Raw genomic sequence first — 22,783 nt, 5'->3', positions numbered from 1 at the left:
TCTATGGCGCTTACCAAAGCCGACATTGCAGAGCACCTGTTCACCCAGCTCGGGATGAGCAAGCGTGAAGCCAAAGATATGGTGGAAGCCTTCTTTGAGGAAATCCGACAGGCGCTTGAGCGTGGTGAACAAGTCAAGATTTCAGGCTTCGGTAACTTTGACCTTCGTGAGAAGAATCAGCGTCCCGGACGCAACCCCAAGACGGGCGAGGATATTCCTATCAGCGCCCGCCGCGTGGTGACCTTCCGGCCTGGCCAGAAGCTCAAGGCCAGGGTAGAAAATGTTGAACCCAACGAGTGATAAAAAGCCAGGCAGATGCCTGGCTTTTGTTTTCATATGACCAAATTCCCCATTTTTCTTCTGGGTGCCGCACTGGCACTGCCATTGCACGCCAAGCCTTTGCAGACCACAGTGCTGCCGTTGGAGCCGGCGACCCAAGCTTATGTAAATTCACTGAGTCAGCTTTCGCTCTGCTATCCTGCGACGCTTCCTCCACCATACCTGATGGCCGAGGGGGGTCTGCTCAAGGATCGTCTCGCCCGGTTGCAGGAGCTGTTCCCGATTCCGCTGGTGCTCAAAGAGCTGCCCGATTGGCAGACATTGCGCAACGGGCTCGCAGAGGGGGAATGCGACATCATTCCCTATGTCGGAACCCGCAAGAAGGCCGTGGAGGGCATGCGGTTAAGTCGTCCGATGATGGAGACCGATGCCGCCATCCTCTACAAGGGTGAAAATCTCAAACAGGCCCGCTTTCTGGTCTACTCGGTGGCAGACTCTGCCCGCCTGCTGCACGAGCTATATCCACAGGCGCGCATTATTTCCCTAAAAAGCGGAGAGAAGGTCTACGACGCGCTGCAGAGCGGCAAGGGTGATGCCTATCTGGGGGACTATCTGCAACTGCGCTATCTGATGCGCGAGTTTCCTGCCGATGGGTTGCGCCTGCGCCGCCTGTTTGGTGAGGATCGGATCATCAGCTATCGCCTGATGATGCGCGATCAGCCTGAGTTGGCCAATCTGGTGGACACCCTGATCCGTCATATGCCCGCCGGTACTATCTATACCGATCTGGCTCGCTATCTCGATCAGGGGTCGCTCTACGTCAACCAACCCCACTTCAGCGATACCGAGCAGGCCTGGTTATCCGGCCGCGGTCGCACCATTCGCCTAGTGGTCAATCCCGAGTTGATGCCCTATAGCGGCGTCAATGATCTGGGGGAGGCGAAAGGGTGGAGCGCGGATGTGCTGCGCTGGGTCACCCAGGAGACCGGCCTGAAATACAAGCTGGTGCCTGCCGCCAGCAAGGCGGAGGCCGTAGATAAGCTGCGCCGTGGTGAGGCGGATATGATGGCCGGCTTGCCGGAATCCCCGGCATTGACGGATCAGTTCATTTTCAGTCGGACGATCTCAACCAACCGCTTTGCCTTGATCAGCAAGCGCAAGCTGGCTGCCGATCGCATCACCCAACTCAAGCGGCAGCGTATTCTGGTGCCGGAATCCCTCTATGATCCCTCCTTGCTCGCCCTGCTCGGTGATCAGGAGTGGCTTCGCACCGACGGCCTTGAGCAGGGGCTTGCAGCGATCAAACAGGGCAAGGCTGACGCCATGCTGAGCGAGCTATATCAGCTGCAATATCCCCAGCGTACCAACTTGCTGGAAGGGCTCGATATCGAGGAGCTGGAAGATCGCTTCAGTCTTGGCTTTGCCATCAACAAGAGTCAGACCGAACTGGCCGGGGTGATGGATCGCAACCTGATGGCGCTGACCAGCACCCAGATCGACGAACTTAACCAGCGCTGGCGCCGCTTGCTCGTCGTGCAGCAGCCCGGCGTGAGCTACGCCGCCTGGTTTGGCTCCATTGCCATGGCACTGCTGATCAGCGGCATTGTCATCGGCGGGATCTGGCGCTCTCGCCAGCAACTGGCACGGGAAGTGGCCCAGCGTCACGCCGCCGAGAAGGCGCTGGCCATCGAGAGCGAGCTGCGGGAAACCATGTTTCAGGCGTTGCCGGTGCCCGTCTATCTGCGCAATAGCCAGGGCAAGGTAATCAAATCCAATAAACAGGGGCGACGTCTGGCCCTGCGCTATTCGCAGCAGTTGATGCTGCCGCCGGTACAGCCGCAAAAGAGCGAAGGGGAGCTGGTGCTGGGGGATCAGGTCTTCGCCTATGCCCAGCATCCGCTGCGGTTGGACAAGCAGGCACCTGCCACCGATCTTATCGCCCTGTCGGATATCAGTGTGCTGCGTGAGCAGGCCCGTTTTTTGCGTCAGGCAGAGCGCCGCCTGCGCGCCCTGACCAATACCGTGCCCGGCGTGGTGCTGCAGTTTATGTTCGAGCGGGGACGGGTAGGGGGGATCGAGTTTATCAGCCGGGGCTGTTACGAGCTGCTGGGGCTTGCGAGCCAGCAGATCCGTCGTGAGCCCAAACGGGTGCTCATTATGCTGGAGCGCGAGGATCGCCGTCGGGTACGCCGTGAGATGTTCGCCATGCTGCAGGCAGGCAAACCCTTCGCGTTCACCATGCGCTATCACCATCCGACCAAGGGTGTGCGCTGGTTGCAGCTCTATGGCCGTGGCCGCAGTCAGCCGCAGGGTTGGCGGATCTATGCGGTGATGCAGGATGCCACTATCAGGGTCGAGCAGGATCAGGCATTGCAGCACTCCCATGAGCAGGCGCAACAGGCAGTTCTGGCCAAGGGGCGCTTTTTGGCCGCCATCAGCCACGAGATCCGCACGCCGATGAACGCCATGCTCGGCTTGCTGGAGTGGCTGGCCAGCACTCCTTTGTCGAGAGAGCAAGACTCTGCGCTGGCGCGGGTGCGTCAGGCGGGGGATGAGCTGCTCGGCCTGCTCAACGATGTGCTCGACTTTAGCCGCAACGAAAACAGCAAACTCTCCCTCTCGCCGCAACCCACCGATTTTGCCGAGCTGTGTGAGCACGTGGCGGCAGTGCACTGGACCAAGGCGCGGGCCAAGGGATTGCAACTGCGCCTTAAGTTGGACCCGGCTCTGCCAGCCCTGCAGACCCTCGACCCTCACCGGGTACGGCAAGTGCTCCACAACCTGCTCTCCAATGCCATCAAGTTCAGCCTGCGTGGGGAAGTGGTGTTGTGGGCCGAGGTGGTCGCATCGACCTTGCGCTTCGGTGTGGATGATCAGGGACCGGGGATCACCGCCAAGATGCGCACCACGCTCTTTATGCCGTTCGAGCAGTTTGCCGTTGAAGGGCAACTGCGGGCGCCGGGCACCGGTCTTGGTCTGGCGATCTGCAAGCAGCTGGTCGAGCAGATGGGTGGTCTTATCGATGTCGAGGGGCGCGTCGGTGGCGGTAGCCGCTTCTATTGCGAGTTGCCCCTCAAGCGGGTGCAGCAGGAGCCGGACTGGCAGCCCAATGTGCGGCAGCTGGCACTCTCTTTACCCCACGATGAGGCGCAAGCGCTGTCGCCCTGGCTCAGCCGATTGGGGATCGCCACCGTCAGCAACGCCGTTGATACGCTGCAAGCGGAGGTGGACGAGAAGGGGCTCTACTATTGGGCCTGGCAAGGGGAGTCCTGGGTGCCCGGGACCATCATCACCCTGCTGCAGCCACGGCTGACCCAGGATCAACCGGTCGCAGGCACCCAGCCAGGGCTTGGCATGCGGGTACTGCTGGTTGAAGATCACGATGTCAATCGCGAGCTGATCAGCCTGCAACTGGGGCAACTTGGTGCCAGCGTTATCACTGCCGCCAACGGGCAGCTGGCGCTGGAGATGCTGGCGCAGCAGGAGGTGGATTTTGTGCTGACCGATCTGCAGATGCCGGTGATGAACGGGGCCGAGCTGTGCAGGCAATTGCGCCAATCCGCCCGTTGGGCCCGTCTGCCGGTCTATGTGATCACCGCAGATCTCAGTGATCAGGCGGCAAGGGAGCTGCAATCCTGCGGTTGCGATGGCCATCTGGACAAGCCGGTCGCCCTGAAGGAGCTGGCGACCTTGCTGCGCCATATTGCCAAAGAGGGGAGCAATGTTGTCGCCCCGACACCGGTTGCCTCGCTGCTGACCGATGAGCTGGCCGCCCTTTATCTGAAGGCTACCCGTGATGATTTGGCCGAACTTGAGCGCTGCAGCACAGAAGAAGATGAAGTTGGCGTGAATGCTGCTTTACACAAGTTGAAGGGGGCCGCCAGAATGGTAGGGGCGACTGCGTTGGTGGCGGCCATTGAAGAGTGGCAACAGGCGCCCCATCCGATGCTGCAAGCCAGATTGAACCGGGCACTGGATGAGTTCAGCCAGCAGTTTTCAAAGAGGGCTCAAGATGATCATCACTGATGAAGAATTACTGGCGTTGCTCGATTCGGAAGAGCAAGAGGCGGCAGGATTTTGCCCCATTGTGCTCTATGCCCTCGACAGCACCGCCCATGAGTTGGCCAGCACCATGACATTGCCCTCCTATGTCACGCTGCACCGTACCCGACCGGATGCCTGCTGGCAGTGGGAAGGGTTGTTTGCGGCAGGTGCCATTGCCCTTTACGACCCCGCCGCTCATCAGCAGGCGGACTATTTCCCCCAGTTGCAGCAGCATGAGGGGATCTACGCTATCGGCGAGGATTGGCTGGGGGGGCTTGCCGCCAGTTACCGTAACTGGTGCAACTGGCTGGCCGCTAACAAGGTGCTGCTGCTCGAGGATCACCCGTTTCAGGGGATGCAACTGCAACAGACCATCGCCGGGTTGGGGCTCTCCTGTCAGTGGGTACAGGATGAATCGGCCTGCCTTGCGGCATTGTCGGCGGGCGACATCAGCCTGCTGGTGTGCGATCTCAGTCTGGTGGAGCAAGATGCCATCAGTCTGCTGATGAACCAGCCCCAGTTGCAGGAGGCCGGGCTGCCCATCGTGCTGCTCTCGGCCCATGAGCAGACGCTGATCGACGGTGCCCGCCGCCTGCTGCACGATGCCGGTTTCAACATTCTGGCGGCACTGGCCAAGCCGCTTGATTGCGACGAGCTGCTCAGGTTGCTGCGTCGACTCTATCTGGGCCCGCTGCGTCAACAGCGCTTGAGCGGCCAGCGCCGCTCTATTCGCCGTTGGCAGGGGGAGGTGCAGGGTCAGCTAGGGCTGCTCTCCAGTCCCGCGACCCCTCATCCGGTCTGGCTGGCGGTGACGGGTTTGCCCAGCCGCTGGGAGGCGCTCAAGGATTGGCTGACGGAGCAGTCGCGCACCCCAGCCGAACTGACCCTGCTTATCCACCGTCGTGACCACCTGCTCGGCAACGCCGATCGCTTCGCGCTGGTGCTGCAAGCCAGTCTGGCGGGGAGCAAGCTGGCGCTGCTGCTCGATAACAGCCAGCATCTGCCATTCGATCTGCTGGAGCGTTTGCCGCTGCAAGCCTTGCTGCTGGGGCAGGGGATCTTGCCAGAGATGGAGTCCTTGACCGGTGACTCCCTGCTGGGGCGTTTTATGGCCCGGGTTCGGGAGCTGGGGATCGCCGTCTATCTGGATGATCCTTACAACCTGCTCGACGTCGAGGTGTGGCGAGAGCGCGGTATGACGGGGCGCTGGTAAGCCATGCCGCGCTACCTCTGCTGGCCCATGCACCGGGAGCGCCTTGACAAAGGGCTGGATGGCTGGCCTCATCTGGTTTCCCGGGCCGCGCTGCCACTGGCGATGGAGGTCTCCGGGGTGCCTTGCCTGCTGCGCGAGCTGCATGGTGTGGCGCCTGCCCGCATGCTGGCCGCTTACGATGCATTGAGTGAAGAGAGCATCTATCTGCGCTTTATGCGCCCGAAACGGACGCCGCCACCGGAACAGGTGGCCCAGTTTCTCAATTACCATCCCGAACAACAGATCTCGCTGTTACTGACCGATCTGGCCGGTGAGCCGCTGGCTCAGGCGCAATCAATCCGCCGCCGCCTTCATCCCGATCGGGCGGAGTTTTCTTGCATCGTAGCGGATCACTTTCAGCACAAGGGGGCGGGGAGGCGCATTCTGCTGGCGCTGGCACTGCTGGCCAGGGCAGACGGGATCCGGGAGTGGACGGCGGAAGTGCTGGCCCAGAACCGGCCCATGCTGACCCTGCTCAAGCGCCTTGGTTTGCCGCTGACCCTGGTGACCGGGCGGGAGATGGTCTTTGTCAGGCTGGATCTGTCGGTACTGGATGCCTGGTTACCCGCACCGCCAGCGGCGCCGCTTAAGACCAAGGGCGAATAGTGACACTATTTTCCCTGTGCTAAGGTCACATTTATTGTGCGGGGATAGACGGAGCAGCTTATGGCGCAGTCATATAAACATATCGTGATCCTGACCGGCGCGGGGATCTCTGCCGAATCCGGCATCAAGACTTTTCGTGCCTGCGACGGTTTGTGGGAAGAGCACAAGGTCGAGGATGTGGCGACCCCCGAGGGGTATGCCCGGGATCCTGAACTGGTGCTGCGCTTTTACAACTCCCGCCGCACACAGCTGCAACAGCCCCAGGTTCACCCCAATCCGGCCCACTATGCGCTGGCCCGCCTCGAGCGACTGCTGCCCGGTTCGGTGACTCTGGTCACCCAGAACATCGACAATCTGCACGAGAGCGCTGGCAGCAAGAACCTTATCCATATGCACGGGGAGCTGCTCAAGGCCCGCTGCCCGGAGTCCGGTCAGGTGATCGAGTGGCGTGGCGATCTCCATCAGGACGAGCTCTGCTCCTGCTGCCAGTTCCCCCAGCCGATGCGTCCCCATGTGGTCTGGTTTGGCGAAATGCCGCTCGGGCTGGATCGCATCTACAGCGCGCTGGCCCAGTGCGATCTCTTTATCTCCATCGGCACCTCTGGCGCTGTCTATCCGGCCGCCGGGTTTGTCCATGAAGCGGGATTGAACGGGGCGCACACCATCGAGCTCAATCTCGAGCCGAGCGAAGTGGGCAGCCAGTTTGACGAGAAACGCTATGGCCCAGCCTCCCTGCTGGTGCCCGCCTATGTCGATGAGTTGCTGGAGGCGTGCGGCATTCATCAACCGAGGCAAGTCGAGGGGCACAACTGGATGGAGATGCGCGGTCCCTGAGCTACTGTGCGACGGGACAGTTGCAATGGTTCGGTGAAATCGCCACACTGGCAACCATTTAAAAAATGGGACGCAGTTGGCGCAAATTACCATGACCGCAGTAAAGCAATGGATCGCTTTTTTTCTCCTGATGCTGGCCAGTGCCAGTGCATCGGCCTCCATCCCCCTGATGACCCTGGTACTGCCAGATGGCCAGCAGGTGAGCCTCGATGAGTCGGCCCTCTCCGTCTTGCCACAGACCGAATTCACTACCACTACCCCCTGGACTCAGGGCGCCCACCACTATCGCGGGCCTACCCTGTCAGCCGTGCTTGCGGCGCAAGGGATCCTGGATGCTCGCAAGATCGCCGTCTCGGCCCTCAACGGCTATCAGCAGGTGGTGGATCTGGCCCTGTTCGACGGCGTGCCGCTGACCCTGGTGCGTCAGGAGGACGGCAAACTGCTGACCCGGCGCAACAAGGGGCCGCTCTGGCTGCTCATCCCGTTCACCACCTATCCCAAGCTGGACGTCCCTGCCATTCACAACTGCATGGTGTGGCAGGTGACCCGCATCGAGATCGTCGATTGATGGGGCTATCCCGCCAAAATCTGCTGTTGGTTGCGGTGTCGCTGCTGTTTCTGCTCTCGTCGGGCAGCAGCCTCTATCTGCAATATCGGCAGGAGCAGCTGGTCGATACCTTCTACCGCAATGTCCACTGGAACATCAGCCAGGTGATGCTCGAATCCCAGCGTTTCCTCTACGACCTGCAGCTCTATCGGGCTGGCAGACAGTCGATGGAGACCCTGAGCCTTGATTACGATCTGCTGTGGAACCGGCTCGATATCTTCCTCATCAGCAGTGAAACCGCCGAGATGCGCCAGCGGCACGGGCTCGGCAAGGTGCTTGCCACCCTGTTCGAGCAGATCAAGCAGCTCGAACCCCAGATGGAGGCAGGTGCGCTGCGCGAGGGGGCTGAGCTTGCCCGCTTGCAGGAGGCGATCGCCAGCCAGACCCGTCTCGTCGAACAGATAGGGGATCAGATCCTCTCCGGCCAGGAGCGGGAGCATTCGGTCAGCCAGATCCGCAACAGCCTGTTCTGGCTGCAGATCTGGCAACTGATCCTGTTGCTGACCGGTGGCGCTCTGGTCGCAGCCCTCATTCGCGCCAATCTGGCGAACCGTCGGCTTGCCCTGCTCGATCCCCTGACACAGCTTGGCAACCGCCGAGCCCTGCAGGAGCAGCTCTCTCGCGCTCTGCATGCCGATGATGTGAGCGCCCTGGTGGTGCTCGATCTCAAGCGCTTCAAGCAGGTCAATGATTTGCTGGGTTATCAGGTCGGTGATCGGTTGTTGCAGATGGTGGCCAACAAGCTGCAACAGGCTCATGGCAGCCACGCTTACCGGCTCGGCGGAGATGAATTTGCCGTGGTGCTGACCAAGGCGAATGATGCGCTGGAAACCGCCATTCATGAGCTGGTGGATCTGCTCCATTTCGAGTTCGTGACGCGGGAGTGCAGCTTCGATCTGGCCTGTCGGCTCGGGGTCGCCAAGGCGCAACAACAGGATGCCGCCCGGCTGCTGGATCAGGCCATCCTGGCCCTTAACCAGGCCAAGCGTAGCCAGGAGGGGGCGATCAGCTGGTTTGAGCCCGCCATGCTGCAGCAGTTGCAGTTGAGTCAGCAGCAGCTTCATCAGCTGCGAGAGTGGCTGGCCGGGCGCGAGCCTGCACCGCTGCGAGTGGCATTGCAGGCGCTGACGGACGGACAGGGCAACGAGATGTGGCAATTGGCACTTGAGTGGCGTGAGCAGGGGGCGCCCTGCCACATGCGCTGGCTGCAGGAGTGCGGTGTGCTGGGGCCCGTGCTGGCCCGTGTGCTGCAAGCGCACGAGGCACAGTATGCCGATGGTCGGGCACTGCTGGTCCCGCTCGACAACCAGGCCCAGCTGACCCATCTACTGGCCTATCTGCAGGAGGCTTCCCGTACGCCGCTGGTGTTGCTGATACCGACGCTGCAGCAGGATAGTGCCTTGCTGGCAGGATTGCGGCAGCAGGGTTGTACTCTGGCGCTCAGAGAGATTGGCAGCACCACCTCGGCGCAGCTGGCAGCCGGCTGGCCTGTCCGCTACTGGCTGCCGCAGGGTGATGATGATGGCGAGTTGTTGCAACCGCTGGCCCGACGATTGGGGTTGGTGCCACTGCAAGTGCTGGCAACCAGGGAAACGAGGTCGCTGCCCTGAGGGCAAAAAGCGGTATTGCACCGGCAAGAGACAGAATGAAACAAGGCGACCTCGGGGTCGCCTTGTTCTTTTGTTGCCCCTGAAAATCAGGGGCAGGGCGCGCAAGATTGTCTGATCACCAGGTCGGGGTCGACGGTGATCAGGTGGTTCTCCACCACTTCGCCGTTGATCCGCGCCAACAGGCGGGTGACGGCGAGGCGTCCCAGCTCCTCTTTGGGCTGGTTGACGGTGGTGAGCGGCGGCGACATAAATTCGGCCAGCGCCACATTGTCGTAGCCGACGATGGAGAGGTCGCGCGGGATCACCAGCCCCGCCTGATGGGCGGCACTGATGGCCCCCATCGCCATCATGTCGTTGCAGACAAAGAGGGCGGTGGGACGCTCGGGCAATGCCAGCAGACGAGTCATCGCCTGATGGCCGCTGGCGCAATCAAAGTCCCCCTCCTGGATCCAGTCAGGATTGAGCGTGAGACCTGCCTCCTGCAACGCCTGCTCAAAGCCAGCTTGGCGCTGGTTGGCGGGGGCGCGGCTGTGGGGGCCTGTGATACAACCGATGGCGGTGTGGCCCAGCTCAATCAGATGGCGGGTCGCGAGATAACCACCGTGGAAGGAGTTGTCGGCGATAAGATCCACATCCTCGCTAACCAGCCCCCAATCCATCACCACCACCGGCAGGCTCTTGAGCCAGTCGAGCTGGTTGAACACCTCCTGTTGGCCCTCGCTGCACATGATCAGCAGGCCATCGACCCGCTTGCGCAGCATCATCTTGAGGTAGGAGAGGGCGGTTTCTGCCTGCCCTTCGGTGTTGCCCAGCATCAGGTTGTAGCCCTGCTCGAAGCAGTAGCGTTCCACCCCGCGTACCACCTCGGCAAAGAAGGGGTTGCTGGAGGTGGTGACCAGCATGCCGATACTGTTGGTCTCCTTCACCTTGAGGCTGCGGGCCACCAGACTCGGGGCATAGTTGAGATCACGCATGGCGGTGAAGACCCGCTCGCGGGTCTCCTCGGCCACAAAACGGGTCTCGTTGATGACGTGGGATACGGTGGTGGTAGAGACCTGGGCCCTCGCCGCCACCTCCTTGATATTGGCCATCAGTGCCCCTTCGCAGTCTGCTCAAGCAGGAAGGCGTCGACCTCCTGTTTGCTCGGGATGGAGCTCTGGGCACCGAACCGAGTGACGGAGAGTGCCGCCGCCCCGTGGGCAAAGCGCACCGCGCTGTGGAAATCGGCACCGGCCAGTTCCGCCGCCAGCAGAGCGCCGTTGAAGGTATCGCCCGCGGCAGTGGTATCCACCGCCTTGACCCGAAAGCCCGGGATCAGCTGTTGCTGCTGGGCGTTGCTGCAATAGACCCCCTGCGACCCCAAGGTGATCATCACGTCCGCAATCCCCATCTGGTGGAAACGGGCAGCCGCCTCTCGGGCGCTCGATTCATCGGTGACTTTGACGCCGGTCAGCAGCTCGGTCTCGGTCTGATTGGGGGTGACAAGGTCGACCAGCGCCAGCAATTCGCTCGAGAGCGGACGGGCAGGGGCGGGGTTGAGCACCACCCGGGTGCTGTGGGCGCGAGCCAGCCGTGCAGCTTCATGGACGCTCTCCAGCGGCACTTCCAGCTGCAACAGCAGGGTGTGGGCGTCGGCGATCATCGCTTCGTGGTTTTTCACCACGGCAGGGGTGATGGCCCCGTTGGCTTCGGCGGAGATGCCGATGCTGTTCTCCCCCTCATCGCTGACATAAATGATGGCGATGCCTGTCGGGAGCTTGGGATCGAGCTCGACGGCGCTGACGTCGATGCCATCTTTGGCAAAGCCGGCTTTCATCTGGTGGCCGATGGCGTCATCACCGATGCGGGCGATAAAGGAGACGGGGGCGCCAAGGCGGGCGGCAGCGACTGCCTGATTAGCCCCCTTGCCACCGGGCACCACCTGATAGCTGTGGCCGGTCAGGGTTTCACCCGGGCGAGGAAAGTGGGGAACGCGCAGCACGTGGTCTGCATTGACACTGCCCAGAACGACGAGACGATTCATGTTGACTACTCCTGATGCATCTTGGCTTGAACACTGTGATTGAGTGAGCTCAAGCCGGGAGGCACCTGAACGAGAGGAAAAAGGGGAGGCGAGCCTCCCCCTTCAGATTTATTTGCTGACCACTTGCAGCGGTACCGGAATGGATTTCTCGACCGGCTGACCTTTCAGCACCTTGTCGGCAGTCTCGACGCCGATGGCACCAATCAGGGCAGGTTGCTGGGCCACGGTGGCGGCCAGTTTACCCTTGGCAACGGCGGCTTTGCCATCGTCAGTACCGTCGAAACCGACGATCATTACCTCTTTCCCGGCAGCCTGCACCGCGCGGATGGCACCCAGCGCCATCTCGTCGTTCTGGGCAAAGACTGCTTGAACGGTCGGGTGGGCTGCCAGCAGGTTTTCCATGACGTTCAGGCCCTTGGTGCGGTCAAAGTCGGCCGGCTGGGAAGCCAGCACCTGCAGCTTGTTGGCCGCCACGGCCAGGGCAAAACCTTCGCCACGGTCGCGGGCGGCGGAGGTACCGGCAATCCCTTCCAGCTGGATCACCTTGGCACCGGTACCCAGTTTCTCGGTGATGAAGTCACCGGCCAGCTTGCCGCCTGCCACGTTGTCGGAGGCGATGTGGGCCTTGACCTCACCCTGCGCGGCGCCGCGGTCCAGGGTCAGCACCGGAATGCTGGCACGGTTGGCCAGACGAATGGCGTTGCCGACCGCTTCGGAGTCGGTGGGGTTGATCAGGATGGCGCCGACCTTGCGCACGGTGAGATCTTCCATGTTGGAGAGCTCTTTGGCCGGGTCATTCTGGGAGTCCAGTACCACCAGCTCGTAGCCAAGCTCCTTCGCTTTGGCTTCGGCACCCTCTTTCATGGTGACGAAGAAGGGGTTATTGAGGGTGGAGACCACCATTGCCAGGGTTTGATCGGCGGCCTGGGCGGTGCCCAGCACGGACATGATGGCGGCAGCGAGCAGGGTATTGAGCTTTTTCATCATTTCATTCCTTGTGTGTGGCTTGTCTTATCAACGATTGCTTTTGTTATCGATCATCACGGCAAGCAAGATCACGCTGGCCTTGGCGATCATCTGGTAATAGGAGGATACGTCGAGCAGGTTGAGGGCGTTGTTGAGGAAGCCGATGATCAGCGCCCCTATCAGGGTACCCATGATGCGGCCCTTGCCGCCCATCAGGCTGGTACCACCCAGCACCACCGCAGCGATGGCATCCAGCTCGTAACCCATGCCCGCCGTCGGCTGGGCAGAGGAGAGGCGAGAGGTAACGATAAGCCCTGCCAGCGCCGAGAGCGCGCCGCACAGACCATACACCGCCAGTTTCACCCGATCCACATTGATACCGGAGAGGCGGGTAGCCGATTCGTTGCCACCCAGCGCGTAGATATAGCGACCGAGGCGGGTATGGTTGAGCATGAACCATGCGAGCAGGAAGACGATAGCCATCAGCCAGATGGGCACCGGCAGACCGAACAGGTAACCGGTACCGAGCCAGGCGAAATGATCGGCGCCGTCACTAAAACCGGTGGAGATGGGGCGACCCTCGGTATAGACCATGGTGATGCCGCGCAGGGCGGTCATGGTGACCAGAGTGGCGATAAATGCCTGCACCTTGCCCTTGGCAATGATGAGACCGCTGACGCCACCCAGCAGGGCACCGACACCCAGAGTGAGGGGCACCACCAGCCAGATGGGCAACTCCATGGCGACCATGGTGGCGGCCAGCGCGCCGCACAGGGCCAGTACCGAGCCGACCGACAGATCGATACCGGCGGTAAGGATAACCAGCGTCATGCCGACCGCCATGATGGCGTTGACCGAGGTCTGGCGCAGGATATTGAGGAGGTTGTCGGCGGTGAAGAAGTTGGGGCTCAGAAAGGAGACCACACCAATCAGGACCAGCAGCGCGACCAGGGATTTATTCTCGATCCACCACGCCTTGCTCATAACGCCACGGCGGGAAAGGGTTTGGGTTGTCATTGGGATGCCTCTTGCTCTGCTTGCCACTGTTTACCGACTGCCGCCGCCATCAGCTTCTCCTGATTGGCATCGCGGGTGTTGAACTCTGCGCTGATGCGCCCTTCGTGCATCACCATGATGCGATCACTCATGCCGAGCACTTCCGGCATCTCGGAAGAGACCAGAATGATGCTCATCCCCTCCTTCTTGAACTGGTTGATGAGCTGATAAATTTCCTTCTTCGCCCCCACGTCGACGCCGCGGGTCGGCTCGTCGAGGATCAGCACCTTGGGCCGGGTCAGCAGCCCTTTGGCGATGGCCACCTTCTGCTGGTTGCCGCCGGAAAGCAGCTTTATCAGCTGATCCTGACTCGGGGTCTTGATGTTGAAGAGGCGCACATAGTCGCTCACCGCCTGCCGTTCGGCCTTGCCGTCGATCTTGCCGTTGCTGATGAACTCGTCGAGGGCGCAGAGACTCATGTTTTCGCGCACCGACAGCTCCAGCACCAGCCCATCCCCCTTGCGATCTTCGGAGATATAGGCGATGCCTGCGGCCAGACCATCCGCCGGACTGGTTGGCACCAGCGCGTGGCCATCTACCGTGATTTCACCGCTGCTGATAGGGCTGGCACCGTAGATAAGCTTCATCAGTTCGGTACGGCCGGAGCCCATCAGGCCGCTAAAGCCCAGAATTTCCCCCTGACGCAGGGAGAAACTCACACCGCGCACGCCGGGACCGGCCAGATCTTTCACCTGCAGGCTGACGGGGCCGAGCTCGCGCTCAAGACGCGGGTACTGCTCTTCCAGCCGGCGGCCCACCATCATCTCGATGATCTTGTCTTCATCCAGATCGCTCACCGCCTTCTCGCCGATCCACTTGCCATCGCGCAGCACAGTGACCCGATCGCAGATCTCGAAGATCTCTTTGAGGCGGTGGGAGATATAGACGATGCCGCAACCTTGCTCACGCAGCTCGCGGATCACCTTGAACAGCTGTTCGGTCTCGGTATCGGTCAACGCATCGGTCGGCTCGTCCATGATGATGACGCTGGCATCGAACGACAGCGCCTTGGCGATCTCCACCATCTGCTGTTCGCCGATGGAGAGATCCCCGAGTCGGGTATCCGGCCCGTGTTTGACGCCAAGTCGCGCCAACAGGCCACTTGCCCGCTCGCGCAGCTGTTTGTGGTCGATGCTGCCAAAACGGGTACGCGGCTCGCGCCCGAGGAAGATGTTGGCGGCAATCGACAACTCCGGCAGCAGGTTCAGCTCCTGATGGATGATGCTGATCCCCTGATCCTGAGAGTCGCGGGGGCCCTTGAAGTGGACCGGCTGGCCGCGGTAGCTGACGCTGCCCGCATCGGCCTGATAGATACCGGTCAGCACCTTCATCAGGGTGGATTTACCGGCGCCATTTTCACCGAGCAGGGCCATCACCTGGCCCGGATAGACCCGCAGACCCGCTTCGTCGAGGGCGCGCACACCGGGGAAGGTCTTGACGATCCCGGTCAGCTCCAGAATGGGTGAGAGGGGGGAGGTTGTGCTCATTTGCAGCTTCCTTGAAGAGGCCTTCTTTGAAGAATGTCAGAACGCCACACCGGCGCAGAGGATCAGGTTGGCGTAGGGAGTCACCTCGCCGCTGCGCACGATCGCCTTGCTCTGGCGGGAGCGGGTTTTGAACTCTTCGTGCAGGTAGTATTCGATGGCGATGGGCTTGCCCTGGGCGGCTGCGTGCGCCTCAAGCTGATCGACCAGTGCCTGATGGGCGGCGGGGCTGATCTGCTTGATCTCGCTTGCCATGATCGCTTTCTCCACCACCAGATCGGTGAGCAGGGCGGTCAGCACGGTTTCGAGGCTGGGGGTGCCCGCCATCAACGCCAGATCAATCCGCTCCGGCCCTGCCGGAATGGGCAGCCCCGCATCGCAGACGGTGATCTCGTCGGTGTGGCCCATCTGTGCCACCAGAGCACTCAGGGGAGCATTGAGCAGTACGCCTCGTTTCATACAGCACCTCATCAGGCTTTCGCCATCGCAGTTTCTTATCAGGCAACCGGTTACGCAACCGGTTGCGTTATGACGCAAAGATAGGCTTTTTAGGATGGAAGGGCCACGGCAAAACCACGGAAATGTGAAAACGATCTCAAAGGCGGGGGAGGAAAGAGATAGAAGGGTGCCAGCAGAGCCTCGGCACCCTTTCTATTGATTTTTTACTTAGTTGGAGAGGACTTTGTTGACCGCCGGACGGGTCAGCATTCGGCGATAATGATCGGCCACTTTGGGGAATTCACTGATCTCGACCCCATCGCTTTTCAGCCAGCCCGCGACCACGAACAGATAGATGTCCGCCACGCTGAACTGCTCGCCCAGTACCCAGGGGCCAGCCAGATAGTGCTGCTCAATCTGGGCAAAGCCATCGCGCATATTGCTGGCGACTTTCTGCTGCATGGCGGCAATGGCCTGCTCGTCATCAGCCCAGCGGCTGCCACGGCGGCCGTGGGCGTGGGAGACATGCACAGTGGAGGCGAGGAAGCTGTTGACCTCCTGCATGCGGGCCAGCAGGAACGGGTTGTCCAGCGGCGCCAGTTTGGCATCGGGGAAGCGCTGCGCCACATAGAGCAGCAGGGCCGGGGTCTCGGTCAGGGTGCCCTGATCGGTGACAAGGGCAGGCACCCGTCCTTTGGGGTTGATGGCAAGATACGCAGGATCACGCTGCTCACCGGCGGCGAGGTTGACGAGACGGGGTTGGAACGGGGCATTCGCTTCCAGCAGGGCAATCTGCACGGCCATGGCACAAGTGCCGGGAGCGAAATAGAGGGTCAGATCGGACATGAATACTCCTGATTGGCTCAGGCCACCCGCGATATCGGCGAAAGATTACTTCGCGTAGCACCACGGGCAGTCATGAAAAAAGAGAGGGGGCAACGTTTGCCCCCAACCAATCTACACCCCTAAGGGGTAATGAAAAAGCGCAGAATTAATCGGCTTTGGCCACCTCGGCTATCCATATGTAATATTTTTAGTGGCAACCACAATAATGATAGGGGACACCACTCCGACAGAAACACTTTCTTAAGGCTTTACCTGTAACCAAGCATTTTAAACTTAATATTGCCCCATTTTTGTCCACTGGGCCTAATGGGTTGTCCCAGATGATATATGGTCTTTCACGGATTTTTTCTAGAAACGCTTTAGGCGGATATGGATTGGCCACAACAATAACACAGCCTTGTGGAAGAGAGTCTATTATTTTATCGATTTCTGGTCTATCACATTCGAAGTAAGATATTCCAATAAATAAACAGTAGTCACTGGTTTTTAGCTTATTTTCAAACCATTGATTAGCAGGATCGACCCATTGATATGAAGCGTATTTGTTAGCTTCATTTGGAATTATGCATAGAGCTTGTCTCCTCGGAGACATAAGTTCATGTTGCTCAAGCCTGATAATTCCAGTGTTGTTTAGATCAATAAAATTATTTAATGGATATTGAGGTGTATAAAAAATACTATTTGGTGTGATTTCAAAGTCCACAGAACCATGTGGTTTAACTAATGGAATCCCGTAACCATGGTGATTTACTTGAAGAGAATAGTATTCACGTTTTAGTCTATCTAAAGAAGTTTCAAGCAGTAGATCATAGTTCAACGAAAATGCAGCTGTAATTTCGGATTTATGTAATTTCAACCATCGAAACCAAGCCCAATCGGTAGAAAATAGATCACGTTGTTGCTGGCTATACATTGAAAATGCAAGCGTTAAGAAATGTCTCGACTCTAGTGTCGTTTTGAAGCTGTCTAAACCAATGCTTTGGCAATAGCCCTCGTCCAAGGCCAATTTAAATACGTCAAAGTGAGGTTTATCTGAGTTCAATTTATACAAAGTGTCTAATCTATACAGGCTAGTTAAGAGGTTTTTTCCCGTTGAAGGGCAAGTAACATCCCAAGTGATAGGCTCCTGTGAGTTAAATTTATGCGCTAACCCTGAAAATTTTCCAAAGCTAATCGAAAAACCATTACCTACGACTAAGGAAATTTTTGGCATTCTAACCTCAAAAAAATCTAATACACGCTTAAGGGGCTGACAACGCTACCGTCAATTTTTCATATAATTCCGTAACCACAAAACCTACGCATAGTAGAACTACTAAATAACTGATCCCAATAGTGCTACACCTTCGCTGTGCCATAGCTATTCCCGGGGAAAGGAGACACGGTATCCATGAAGTGTTTCACTCGAGCCAGCAGGTTGGCCATTCCTCTGCATTGATGATTGCGTGTGATGGTTTCATGTAACTTGTGCCACAGCCGTTCGATGTGATTAACCCAAGGACTGTAAACTGGCTGGAATACCAGGCAGAACTTGGGATTCTTCTTCAACCATCGCTCGGTCTGTTTGCTTTTGTGAATGATGTAGTTATCGAGGATCAACGTGATGGTTTTGGCTCGTCGGTAGTGGCGACGCAGCTTTTCCAGCATGGCGATAAACAGGGATGAGTTTTTCTTTATCCCGCTGACGTAAAGCACTCTTCCGTTGCCTGCATGGAGAACACCTGCCAGGTAATGTTTCGCGTTCTGTCCCGGTGTGACAACCCGCTTTTGCTGCGCTCTGAACATCCAGTCGGCCCCTAATTTGGGATTGAGGTCTATATCAACTTCATCCTCATAAAACACCGGATGATCGGCATCACAGCGGGCCAGCGCCGCGTCGATATCCGCCATTTTCTCCTGATAGGCTGGGTCTTTTATCCGCAAGGTCGGCACGGGTCTTCGCCAGACAATACCCATACGAGGTAACCATCGGCGGAGTGTGGAGGCTGCCATATTGAGGCCTGTTAACCGATTGATTTTGATAGCCAATAGTTCGGTACACCAGCGGCTGCGCTGATAACCAAAATCTTGCGGAGAAAACTGCATGAGCAGCACCAGTAAGGTGACAATCTTGGCGACAGGTAAGACCGGGGCACGGCCAGCCGGTAAGGCTTCTAGCGCCCCCACACCTTCATCCCGATACCACCGAAGCCAACGGCCGATGGTCGAACGAGCAGCGCCGGTAAGGTGATGAACATCAGTGATCGTGCGGCCTTCATGTAACAGCAAGATGGCCATCAAGCGACGAGCATGCCCTTTATCACGCGTGGCATGGATGATTTTGTGAATGCGGCGCCGTTGTGGTCGTGGCAGGGGTGGTAGGATAGGCATCAACTCAGTCCTTTGGGTGTGGCTTGTTTTGTTTGGCGACTAATGAGATCGCACAAACTGGACTGAGTTCCCTTCCTCCAGAGATCTACTATTCGGAACAGCTATTTAGGTGTTATCGGTTTCGATAATACAGTACTGTCATTGCTGATAAATGCATCTATTGTGCCTATATCTGCACAATGGGGCAACTCTGAATCTGAATGGAATGACCCACATTCACTGCTCGCCCCCTAAAAATTTTTATGCAGCTGGCTGCTTGGGGGGACTTACAAGGATTGTTGCGTTGAGAAAAGGGGCTGGTGGTGAAAATGAGAAGGGGGCGATTGCCCCCTTTATCCATTAACCCCGTCAGGGGGAATTAACCGCCGATTTAACCCGCTTTGGCCACCATGGCTTTCAGCTGCAGGAAGTACTGCTCGTAGAGGCGGGAGGCATCCCCCACATCGGACTGGAACTCGCCCTTGCGCTTGATCTCGTCGCTCGGGAAGACCATGGGGTTATTGCGAAACGCCGGGGTGAGCAGGGGAATGGCATCCTTGACCGGCGTGGGGTAGCCAATCGCCTCGGCCACCTTGGCGGCCACATCGGGGCGCATCAGGAAGTTGATCAGGGCGTGGGCCTCTTTCACATGCTTGGCCTTGGCCGGGATGGCGAGGTTGTCCATCCAGAGTACCGCTCCCTCTTCGGGATAGGTCATCTGGATGGAGGGGTATTCGCGCTGGGCGCCGTAGGCCGAGCCGTTCCACAGCATGCCGATATTGACCTCACCGGCGATAAAGGGATCGGCCGGGTTGTCGGAGTTGAACGCCTTGACGTTGGGCATCAGCTTTTTCAGGTATTCGAACGCTTCGGCAATTTGCGCCTTGTCCTGGGTGTTGGGGCTGTAGCCCAGCTGCACCAGCGCGATATGGAACACCTCGCGGGCATCGTCCATCAGCAGCAGGCTCTCTTTCCACTCAGGTGCCCAGAGCTGCTTCCAGCTGGTAACCGGCTGTTCGATGATATCGGTGTTGGTGCCGATCCCGGTTGCGCCCCAGATATAGGGGATGGAGTAGCGGTTGTCCGGGTCGTACTCGTGGTTGAGCAGGGTAGGGTCGAGGTGCTTGAAGTTGGGCAGCTGGGCGCGATCCAGCGGCTGCAGCATTCCCTCCTTGGCCATTTTCGAGATGAAGTAGGTGCTGGGCACCACCACGTCATAGCCGTCGCCATGGGTTTTCAGCTTGGCGTAGAGGGTCTCGTTGGATTCGTAGGTGGAGTAGATCACCTTGATGCCGGTCTCTTGCTGGAACTGCTCCAGCAGGCCATCCGGCACATATTCCGACCAGTTGTAGAAGTAGACCACCTTGTCGTCGGCCGCGTGAGCGCTCTGGCTCAGCAGCGGGGTGGTGAGGGTGAGGGCGGCTGCCAGCAGGGCGCCGGCCTTGTGTTGGATTGTCATCAACAACTCCTTGGGGTTATGGGGCCTTGCGGCCCACCGTGACAGAGTTCGCCAAAGATGGCGGGGACGAAACGGGCAGGGTTAACCCTGCCGTTTACGCAGTAACAGTTGCGCCAGCAGCACCATCCCAAGGGAGGCAACCAGCATCAGGGTGGCCAGGGCGTTGACCTCGGGGGAGACCCCCACCTTGACCATGGAGTAGATCTTGAGCGGCAGGATCTCGTAGGCCGGGCCGGTCACAAAGGAGCTCACCACCACGTCGTCCAGCGACAGGGTAAAGGAGAGCAGCCAGCCCGCCATCACCGCCGGCAGCGCCAGCGGCAGTATGATGCGGCGCAGGATGATCCACTCGCCAGCCCCCAGATCCCGTGCTGCCTCCAGCATCCGCACATCAAAACCGCACAGCCGCGAGTAGACGGTGATCACCACAAACGGCAGGCAGAAGGTGATGTGGGCAATCAGTAGCGACCAGAAGCCGAGCGCAATGCCGGTCACTACAAACAGGGTCAGCAGTGAAATGGCCATCACGATATCGGGGGACATCATCACCACGAACAGCATGCCGCTCACGTACTGCTTGCCCCGAAAGCGATAGCGAAACAGCGCCACGGCGGTGAGGGTGCCGATCAGGGTGGCCGCGGTGGCGGTGAGGGCGGCGATGGTCAGGGAGTGCTGGGCCGCCTGCATCAGGCTGGCGCTGGCAAACAGCTTCTCATACCAGCCAAGGGTAAAGCCGCGCCAGTCGATGCCATATTTCGACAGGTTGAAGGAGTTGGCGATCAGCACCCCGATGGGCACATAGAGATAGCCAAACACCAGTAGCAGAAACAGAGCTTTCAGTGCGCGCATCATGCCAGCTCCCCCTTCTTGCTCAATAGCTTGCCTGCCCGCCAGTAGCAGTAGACCAAGAGCGCCATCAGCACCGTCAGCATCACGCTGATGGCAGCACCAAAGGGCCAGTCACGGCTGTTGAGGAACTGGGTCTTGATCAGGTTGCCGATCAGCAGGTGCTTGGCGCCTCCCAGCAAGTCGGAGACGTAGAACATCCCCATGGCGGGCAGGAACACCAGCAGACAACCGGCGATGATGCCTGGCAGGGTGAGGGGCAGGATGATCCGTACCAGCCGCTGCCAGCCGTTGGCGCCAAGATCTCGCGCCGCCTCCAGCAAACGGCCATCCAGCTTCTCGATGCTGGAGTAGAGCGGCAGCACCATAAAGGGGAGCAGCACATAGACCAGCCCGATGATGACGGCCACCTCGGTATACATCATCTGCAGCGGCCGCTCGATAAGCCCCAGATCCAGCAGCCAGCCATTGATCAGCCCCCGGGTGCCGAGCAGCACTTTAAGCGCATAGGTGCGGATCAGGGAGTTGGTCCAGAACGGCACCACCACCAGAAACAGCAGCAGCGGGCGGATACGCGCTGGCAGATGGGCCAGCAGCCAGGCAAAGGGGTAGCCCACCAGCAGGCAGATGGCGGTGGCGAGCAGCGCCAGCCAGAGGGAGTGGAGCAGCACTTCGAAATAGAGGGGGTCCAGCAGGCGGCCATAGTTGCTCAGGGTAAAGAGCGGCGCGATAAGCTCGGACTCGTCACGGGTCAGGAAGCTGACGCCGATGATCATCAGGTTGGGCAGGAAGACAAACAGCGTCAGCCAGCCGAGGATCAGCGCGATGGCCCCGTTGCGAAAGCCGTTGTGGGCAAAGCTGTGCGCTACCCGCAGATTAGTGAGGCTCATAGGGCAGCACCACCTCCCAGCTGTCGACCCAATGGATCGCCACCTCCTGACCGAGACGGTAGTCAAAGTCGGGGTCATCCTCGTCGAAGAACTCGGAGATAAGCAGCTGTTTGCCACTTTCGAGCTCGATCACCGAATCCAGCGTTGCCCCCTTGTAGTTGCGCTCGCGGATATTGCCCCGCAGCGCACCGCTCTGATCGTCATCCTGATCGAGAATGCGCAGATCTTCCGGGCGCAGCAGCACCAGCACCTTGTCGTCTGGCTGGAACGGCAAGGCGGTATGGAGCAGGCATTCGCGCCCCTCTACCTCGGCCAGCCAGATACCGGGTTCGCGCTGGCTGATCAGCTTGCCATCCATCACGTTGATCTCGCCGATAAAGCGGGCCACGAACAGGTTGGCTGGCGATTCGTAGATATCGCGCGGCGTGCCGCGCTGGATGATCTTGCCCCCCTCCATCACCAGGATGCGATCAGACATGGTGAGCGCCTCTTCCTGATCATGGGTAACGAAGACAAAGGTGATGCCAAGGCGACGTTGCAGCGCCTTGAGCTCGCTCTGCATCTGTTTGCGCAGCTTGTAGTCGAGCGCCGAGAGGGATTCGTCGAGCAGCAGCAGGCGGGGCTTGTTGACCACGGCGCGGGCGATGGCGACCCGTTGCTGCTGGCCGCCGGAGAGCTGATCCGGGCGGCGATTGGCCAGCTCGGTGAGTTGCACCATGGCGAGAGTCTCCTCGACCCGCTGGCGGATCTCGCTGGCCGGTACTTTCTGCATCTCGAGGCCAAAGGCGACGTTTTCAAACACCGTCATATGAGGGAAGAGCGCATAGCTCTGGAACACGGTGTTGATGTGCCTGTGTTCGGCGGGGATACGGGTGATCTCGTCACCGGCCAGATGGATGGTGCCACCGTCTACCGATTCTAGCCCGGCCAGCAGGCGCAGCAGGGTGGTCTTGCCACAGCCGGAGGGGCCTAGCAGGGTAAGAAATTCACCATCGTAGATTTCAAGGTCAAGGTCACTCAGGATCACCTTGCCATCGTATTTTTTGCTGATCTTGTTCAGCGCGACAATTACCTGTGGATTGTTCATCATCCGCCAGTCTCACCCCAGCCAGTGGCCATCGTGTTGAAAGAGGGCCGCATTCTATGCAGCCGACACATGAAATTAAAGGCTTTTTGGCCCGAAGTAGCCGCAAC

The 22,783-nt window shown here is 59.3% G+C and carries 20 protein-coding genes; 7 read left to right on the top strand and 13 right to left on the bottom strand.

Going from position 1 to position 22,783, the window contains the following annotated elements; all coding sequences use genetic code 11:
• Window positions 1-3 precede the first annotated feature (3 nt).
• The 7 genes from ihfA (at window position 4) to ACTG2J_RS11055 (ending at window position 9,232) form a co-directional block, all read left to right on the top strand.
• Window positions 4-300: an integration host factor subunit alpha gene (gene ihfA, locus ACTG2J_RS11085; RefSeq protein ID WP_005300715.1), complete on the top strand. Its 297-nt coding sequence runs from the start codon at window positions 4-6 to the stop codon at window positions 298-300.
• Window positions 301-315: 15 nt separating this feature from the next.
• Window positions 316-4,305 carry a response regulator gene (locus ACTG2J_RS11080; protein WP_439997493.1) on the top strand — a complete coding sequence of 1,330 codons (3,990 nt, stop codon included), beginning with the start codon at window positions 316-318 and terminating at the stop codon, window positions 4,303-4,305.
• Window positions 4,292-5,536, top strand: coding sequence for a response regulator (locus ACTG2J_RS11075; protein WP_439997492.1), 1,245 nt, complete (start codon window positions 4,292-4,294; stop codon window positions 5,534-5,536). The genes ACTG2J_RS11080 and ACTG2J_RS11075 overlap by 14 nt, the downstream gene beginning before the upstream one ends.
• Window positions 5,537-5,539: 3 nt before the next feature.
• Entirely contained in the window at window positions 5,540-6,181 is a 642-nt protein-coding gene (locus ACTG2J_RS11070) for a GNAT family N-acetyltransferase (RefSeq protein ID WP_439997491.1), read from the top strand.
• 60 nt (window positions 6,182-6,241) lie between these two features.
• Window positions 6,242-7,015 carry a Sir2 family NAD+-dependent deacetylase gene (gene cobB, locus ACTG2J_RS11065; protein ID WP_042083156.1) on the top strand — a complete coding sequence of 258 codons (774 nt, stop codon included), beginning with the start codon at window positions 6,242-6,244 and terminating at the stop codon, window positions 7,013-7,015.
• Between the two features lie 91 nt (window positions 7,016-7,106).
• Window positions 7,107-7,583 carry a hypothetical protein gene (locus ACTG2J_RS11060; RefSeq protein ID WP_439997490.1) on the top strand — a complete coding sequence of 159 codons (477 nt, stop codon included), beginning with the start codon at window positions 7,107-7,109 and terminating at the stop codon, window positions 7,581-7,583.
• Window positions 7,583-9,232 (top strand): diguanylate cyclase domain-containing protein, encoded by a 1,650-nt coding sequence (locus ACTG2J_RS11055; protein ID WP_439997489.1) that lies wholly within the window; start codon window positions 7,583-7,585, stop codon window positions 9,230-9,232. Before ACTG2J_RS11060 ends, ACTG2J_RS11055 begins: the two co-directional genes overlap by 1 nt.
• An 86-nt stretch (window positions 9,233-9,318) precedes the next feature.
• On the opposite strand, the gene ACTG2J_RS11050 is transcribed toward ACTG2J_RS11055, so the two are convergent.
• The 13 genes from ACTG2J_RS11050 to potA all read right to left on the bottom strand — a co-directional run bounded on the left by ACTG2J_RS11050 (window position 9,319) and on the right by potA (window position 22,679).
• Window positions 9,319-10,323, bottom strand: a complete 1,005-nt coding sequence (locus tag ACTG2J_RS11050) for a substrate-binding domain-containing protein (protein ID WP_439997488.1) — start codon at window positions 10,321-10,323, stop codon at window positions 9,319-9,321.
• Entirely contained in the window at window positions 10,323-11,255 is a 933-nt protein-coding gene (gene rbsK / locus ACTG2J_RS11045) for a ribokinase (RefSeq protein WP_439988638.1), read from the bottom strand. Before rbsK ends, ACTG2J_RS11050 begins: the two co-directional genes overlap by 1 nt.
• A 108-nt stretch (window positions 11,256-11,363) precedes the next feature.
• On the bottom strand, window positions 11,364-12,239 hold the full coding sequence (gene rbsB / locus ACTG2J_RS11040; protein WP_005360585.1) for a ribose ABC transporter substrate-binding protein RbsB: 876 nt from the start codon (window positions 12,237-12,239) through the stop codon (window positions 11,364-11,366).
• 30 nt (window positions 12,240-12,269) lie between these two features.
• On the bottom strand, window positions 12,270-13,238 hold the full coding sequence (gene rbsC / locus ACTG2J_RS11035) for a ribose ABC transporter permease (RefSeq protein ID WP_151286004.1): 969 nt from the start codon (window positions 13,236-13,238) through the stop codon (window positions 12,270-12,272).
• Window positions 13,235-14,764 (bottom strand): ribose ABC transporter ATP-binding protein RbsA, encoded by a 1,530-nt coding sequence (gene rbsA / locus ACTG2J_RS11030; protein ID WP_201979177.1) that lies wholly within the window; start codon window positions 14,762-14,764, stop codon window positions 13,235-13,237. Before rbsA ends, rbsC begins: the two co-directional genes overlap by 4 nt.
• Before the next feature lie 36 nt (window positions 14,765-14,800).
• Window positions 14,801-15,220 (bottom strand): D-ribose pyranase, encoded by a 420-nt coding sequence (gene rbsD / locus ACTG2J_RS11025; protein WP_439988639.1) that lies wholly within the window; start codon window positions 15,218-15,220, stop codon window positions 14,801-14,803.
• Between the two features lie 207 nt (window positions 15,221-15,427).
• Complete coding sequence (locus ACTG2J_RS11020) at window positions 15,428-16,045, bottom strand: glutathione S-transferase family protein (protein WP_439988640.1); 618 nt, start codon at window positions 16,043-16,045, stop codon at window positions 15,428-15,430.
• Between the two features lie 187 nt (window positions 16,046-16,232).
• Window positions 16,233-17,258 carry a hypothetical protein gene (locus ACTG2J_RS11015; protein ID WP_439988641.1) on the bottom strand — a complete coding sequence of 342 codons (1,026 nt, stop codon included), beginning with the start codon at window positions 17,256-17,258 and terminating at the stop codon, window positions 16,233-16,235.
• A gap of 125 nt (window positions 17,259-17,383) precedes the next feature.
• Window positions 17,384-18,415, bottom strand: a complete 1,032-nt coding sequence (locus ACTG2J_RS11010; protein WP_439997233.1) for an IS630 family transposase — start codon at window positions 18,413-18,415, stop codon at window positions 17,384-17,386.
• A 370-nt stretch (window positions 18,416-18,785) separates the two neighbouring features.
• Entirely contained in the window at window positions 18,786-19,853 is a 1,068-nt protein-coding gene (locus ACTG2J_RS11005; protein ID WP_005345409.1) for an extracellular solute-binding protein, read from the bottom strand.
• 81 nt (window positions 19,854-19,934) lie between these two features.
• Window positions 19,935-20,705 carry a spermidine/putrescine ABC transporter permease PotC gene (gene potC / locus ACTG2J_RS11000; protein WP_005336644.1) on the bottom strand — a complete coding sequence of 257 codons (771 nt, stop codon included), beginning with the start codon at window positions 20,703-20,705 and terminating at the stop codon, window positions 19,935-19,937.
• Window positions 20,702-21,589, bottom strand: a complete 888-nt coding sequence (gene potB / locus ACTG2J_RS10995) for a spermidine/putrescine ABC transporter permease PotB (protein WP_019446371.1) — start codon at window positions 21,587-21,589, stop codon at window positions 20,702-20,704. The genes potC and potB overlap by 4 nt, the downstream gene beginning before the upstream one ends.
• Window positions 21,576-22,679, bottom strand: coding sequence for a spermidine/putrescine ABC transporter ATP-binding protein PotA (gene potA, locus ACTG2J_RS10990; RefSeq protein WP_439997487.1), 1,104 nt, complete (start codon window positions 22,677-22,679; stop codon window positions 21,576-21,578). The genes potB and potA overlap by 14 nt, the downstream gene beginning before the upstream one ends.
• Between the last annotated feature and the right edge of the window lie 104 nt (window positions 22,680-22,783).

It is taken from the genome of Aeromonas sp. 6P, assembly GCF_051919525.1.
GTDB lineage: Bacteria > Pseudomonadota > Gammaproteobacteria > Enterobacterales > Aeromonadaceae > Aeromonas > Aeromonas veronii.
Note: the sequence above shows the minus strand (reverse complement) of the source record. Positions and strands in the feature narration are given on the sequence as shown.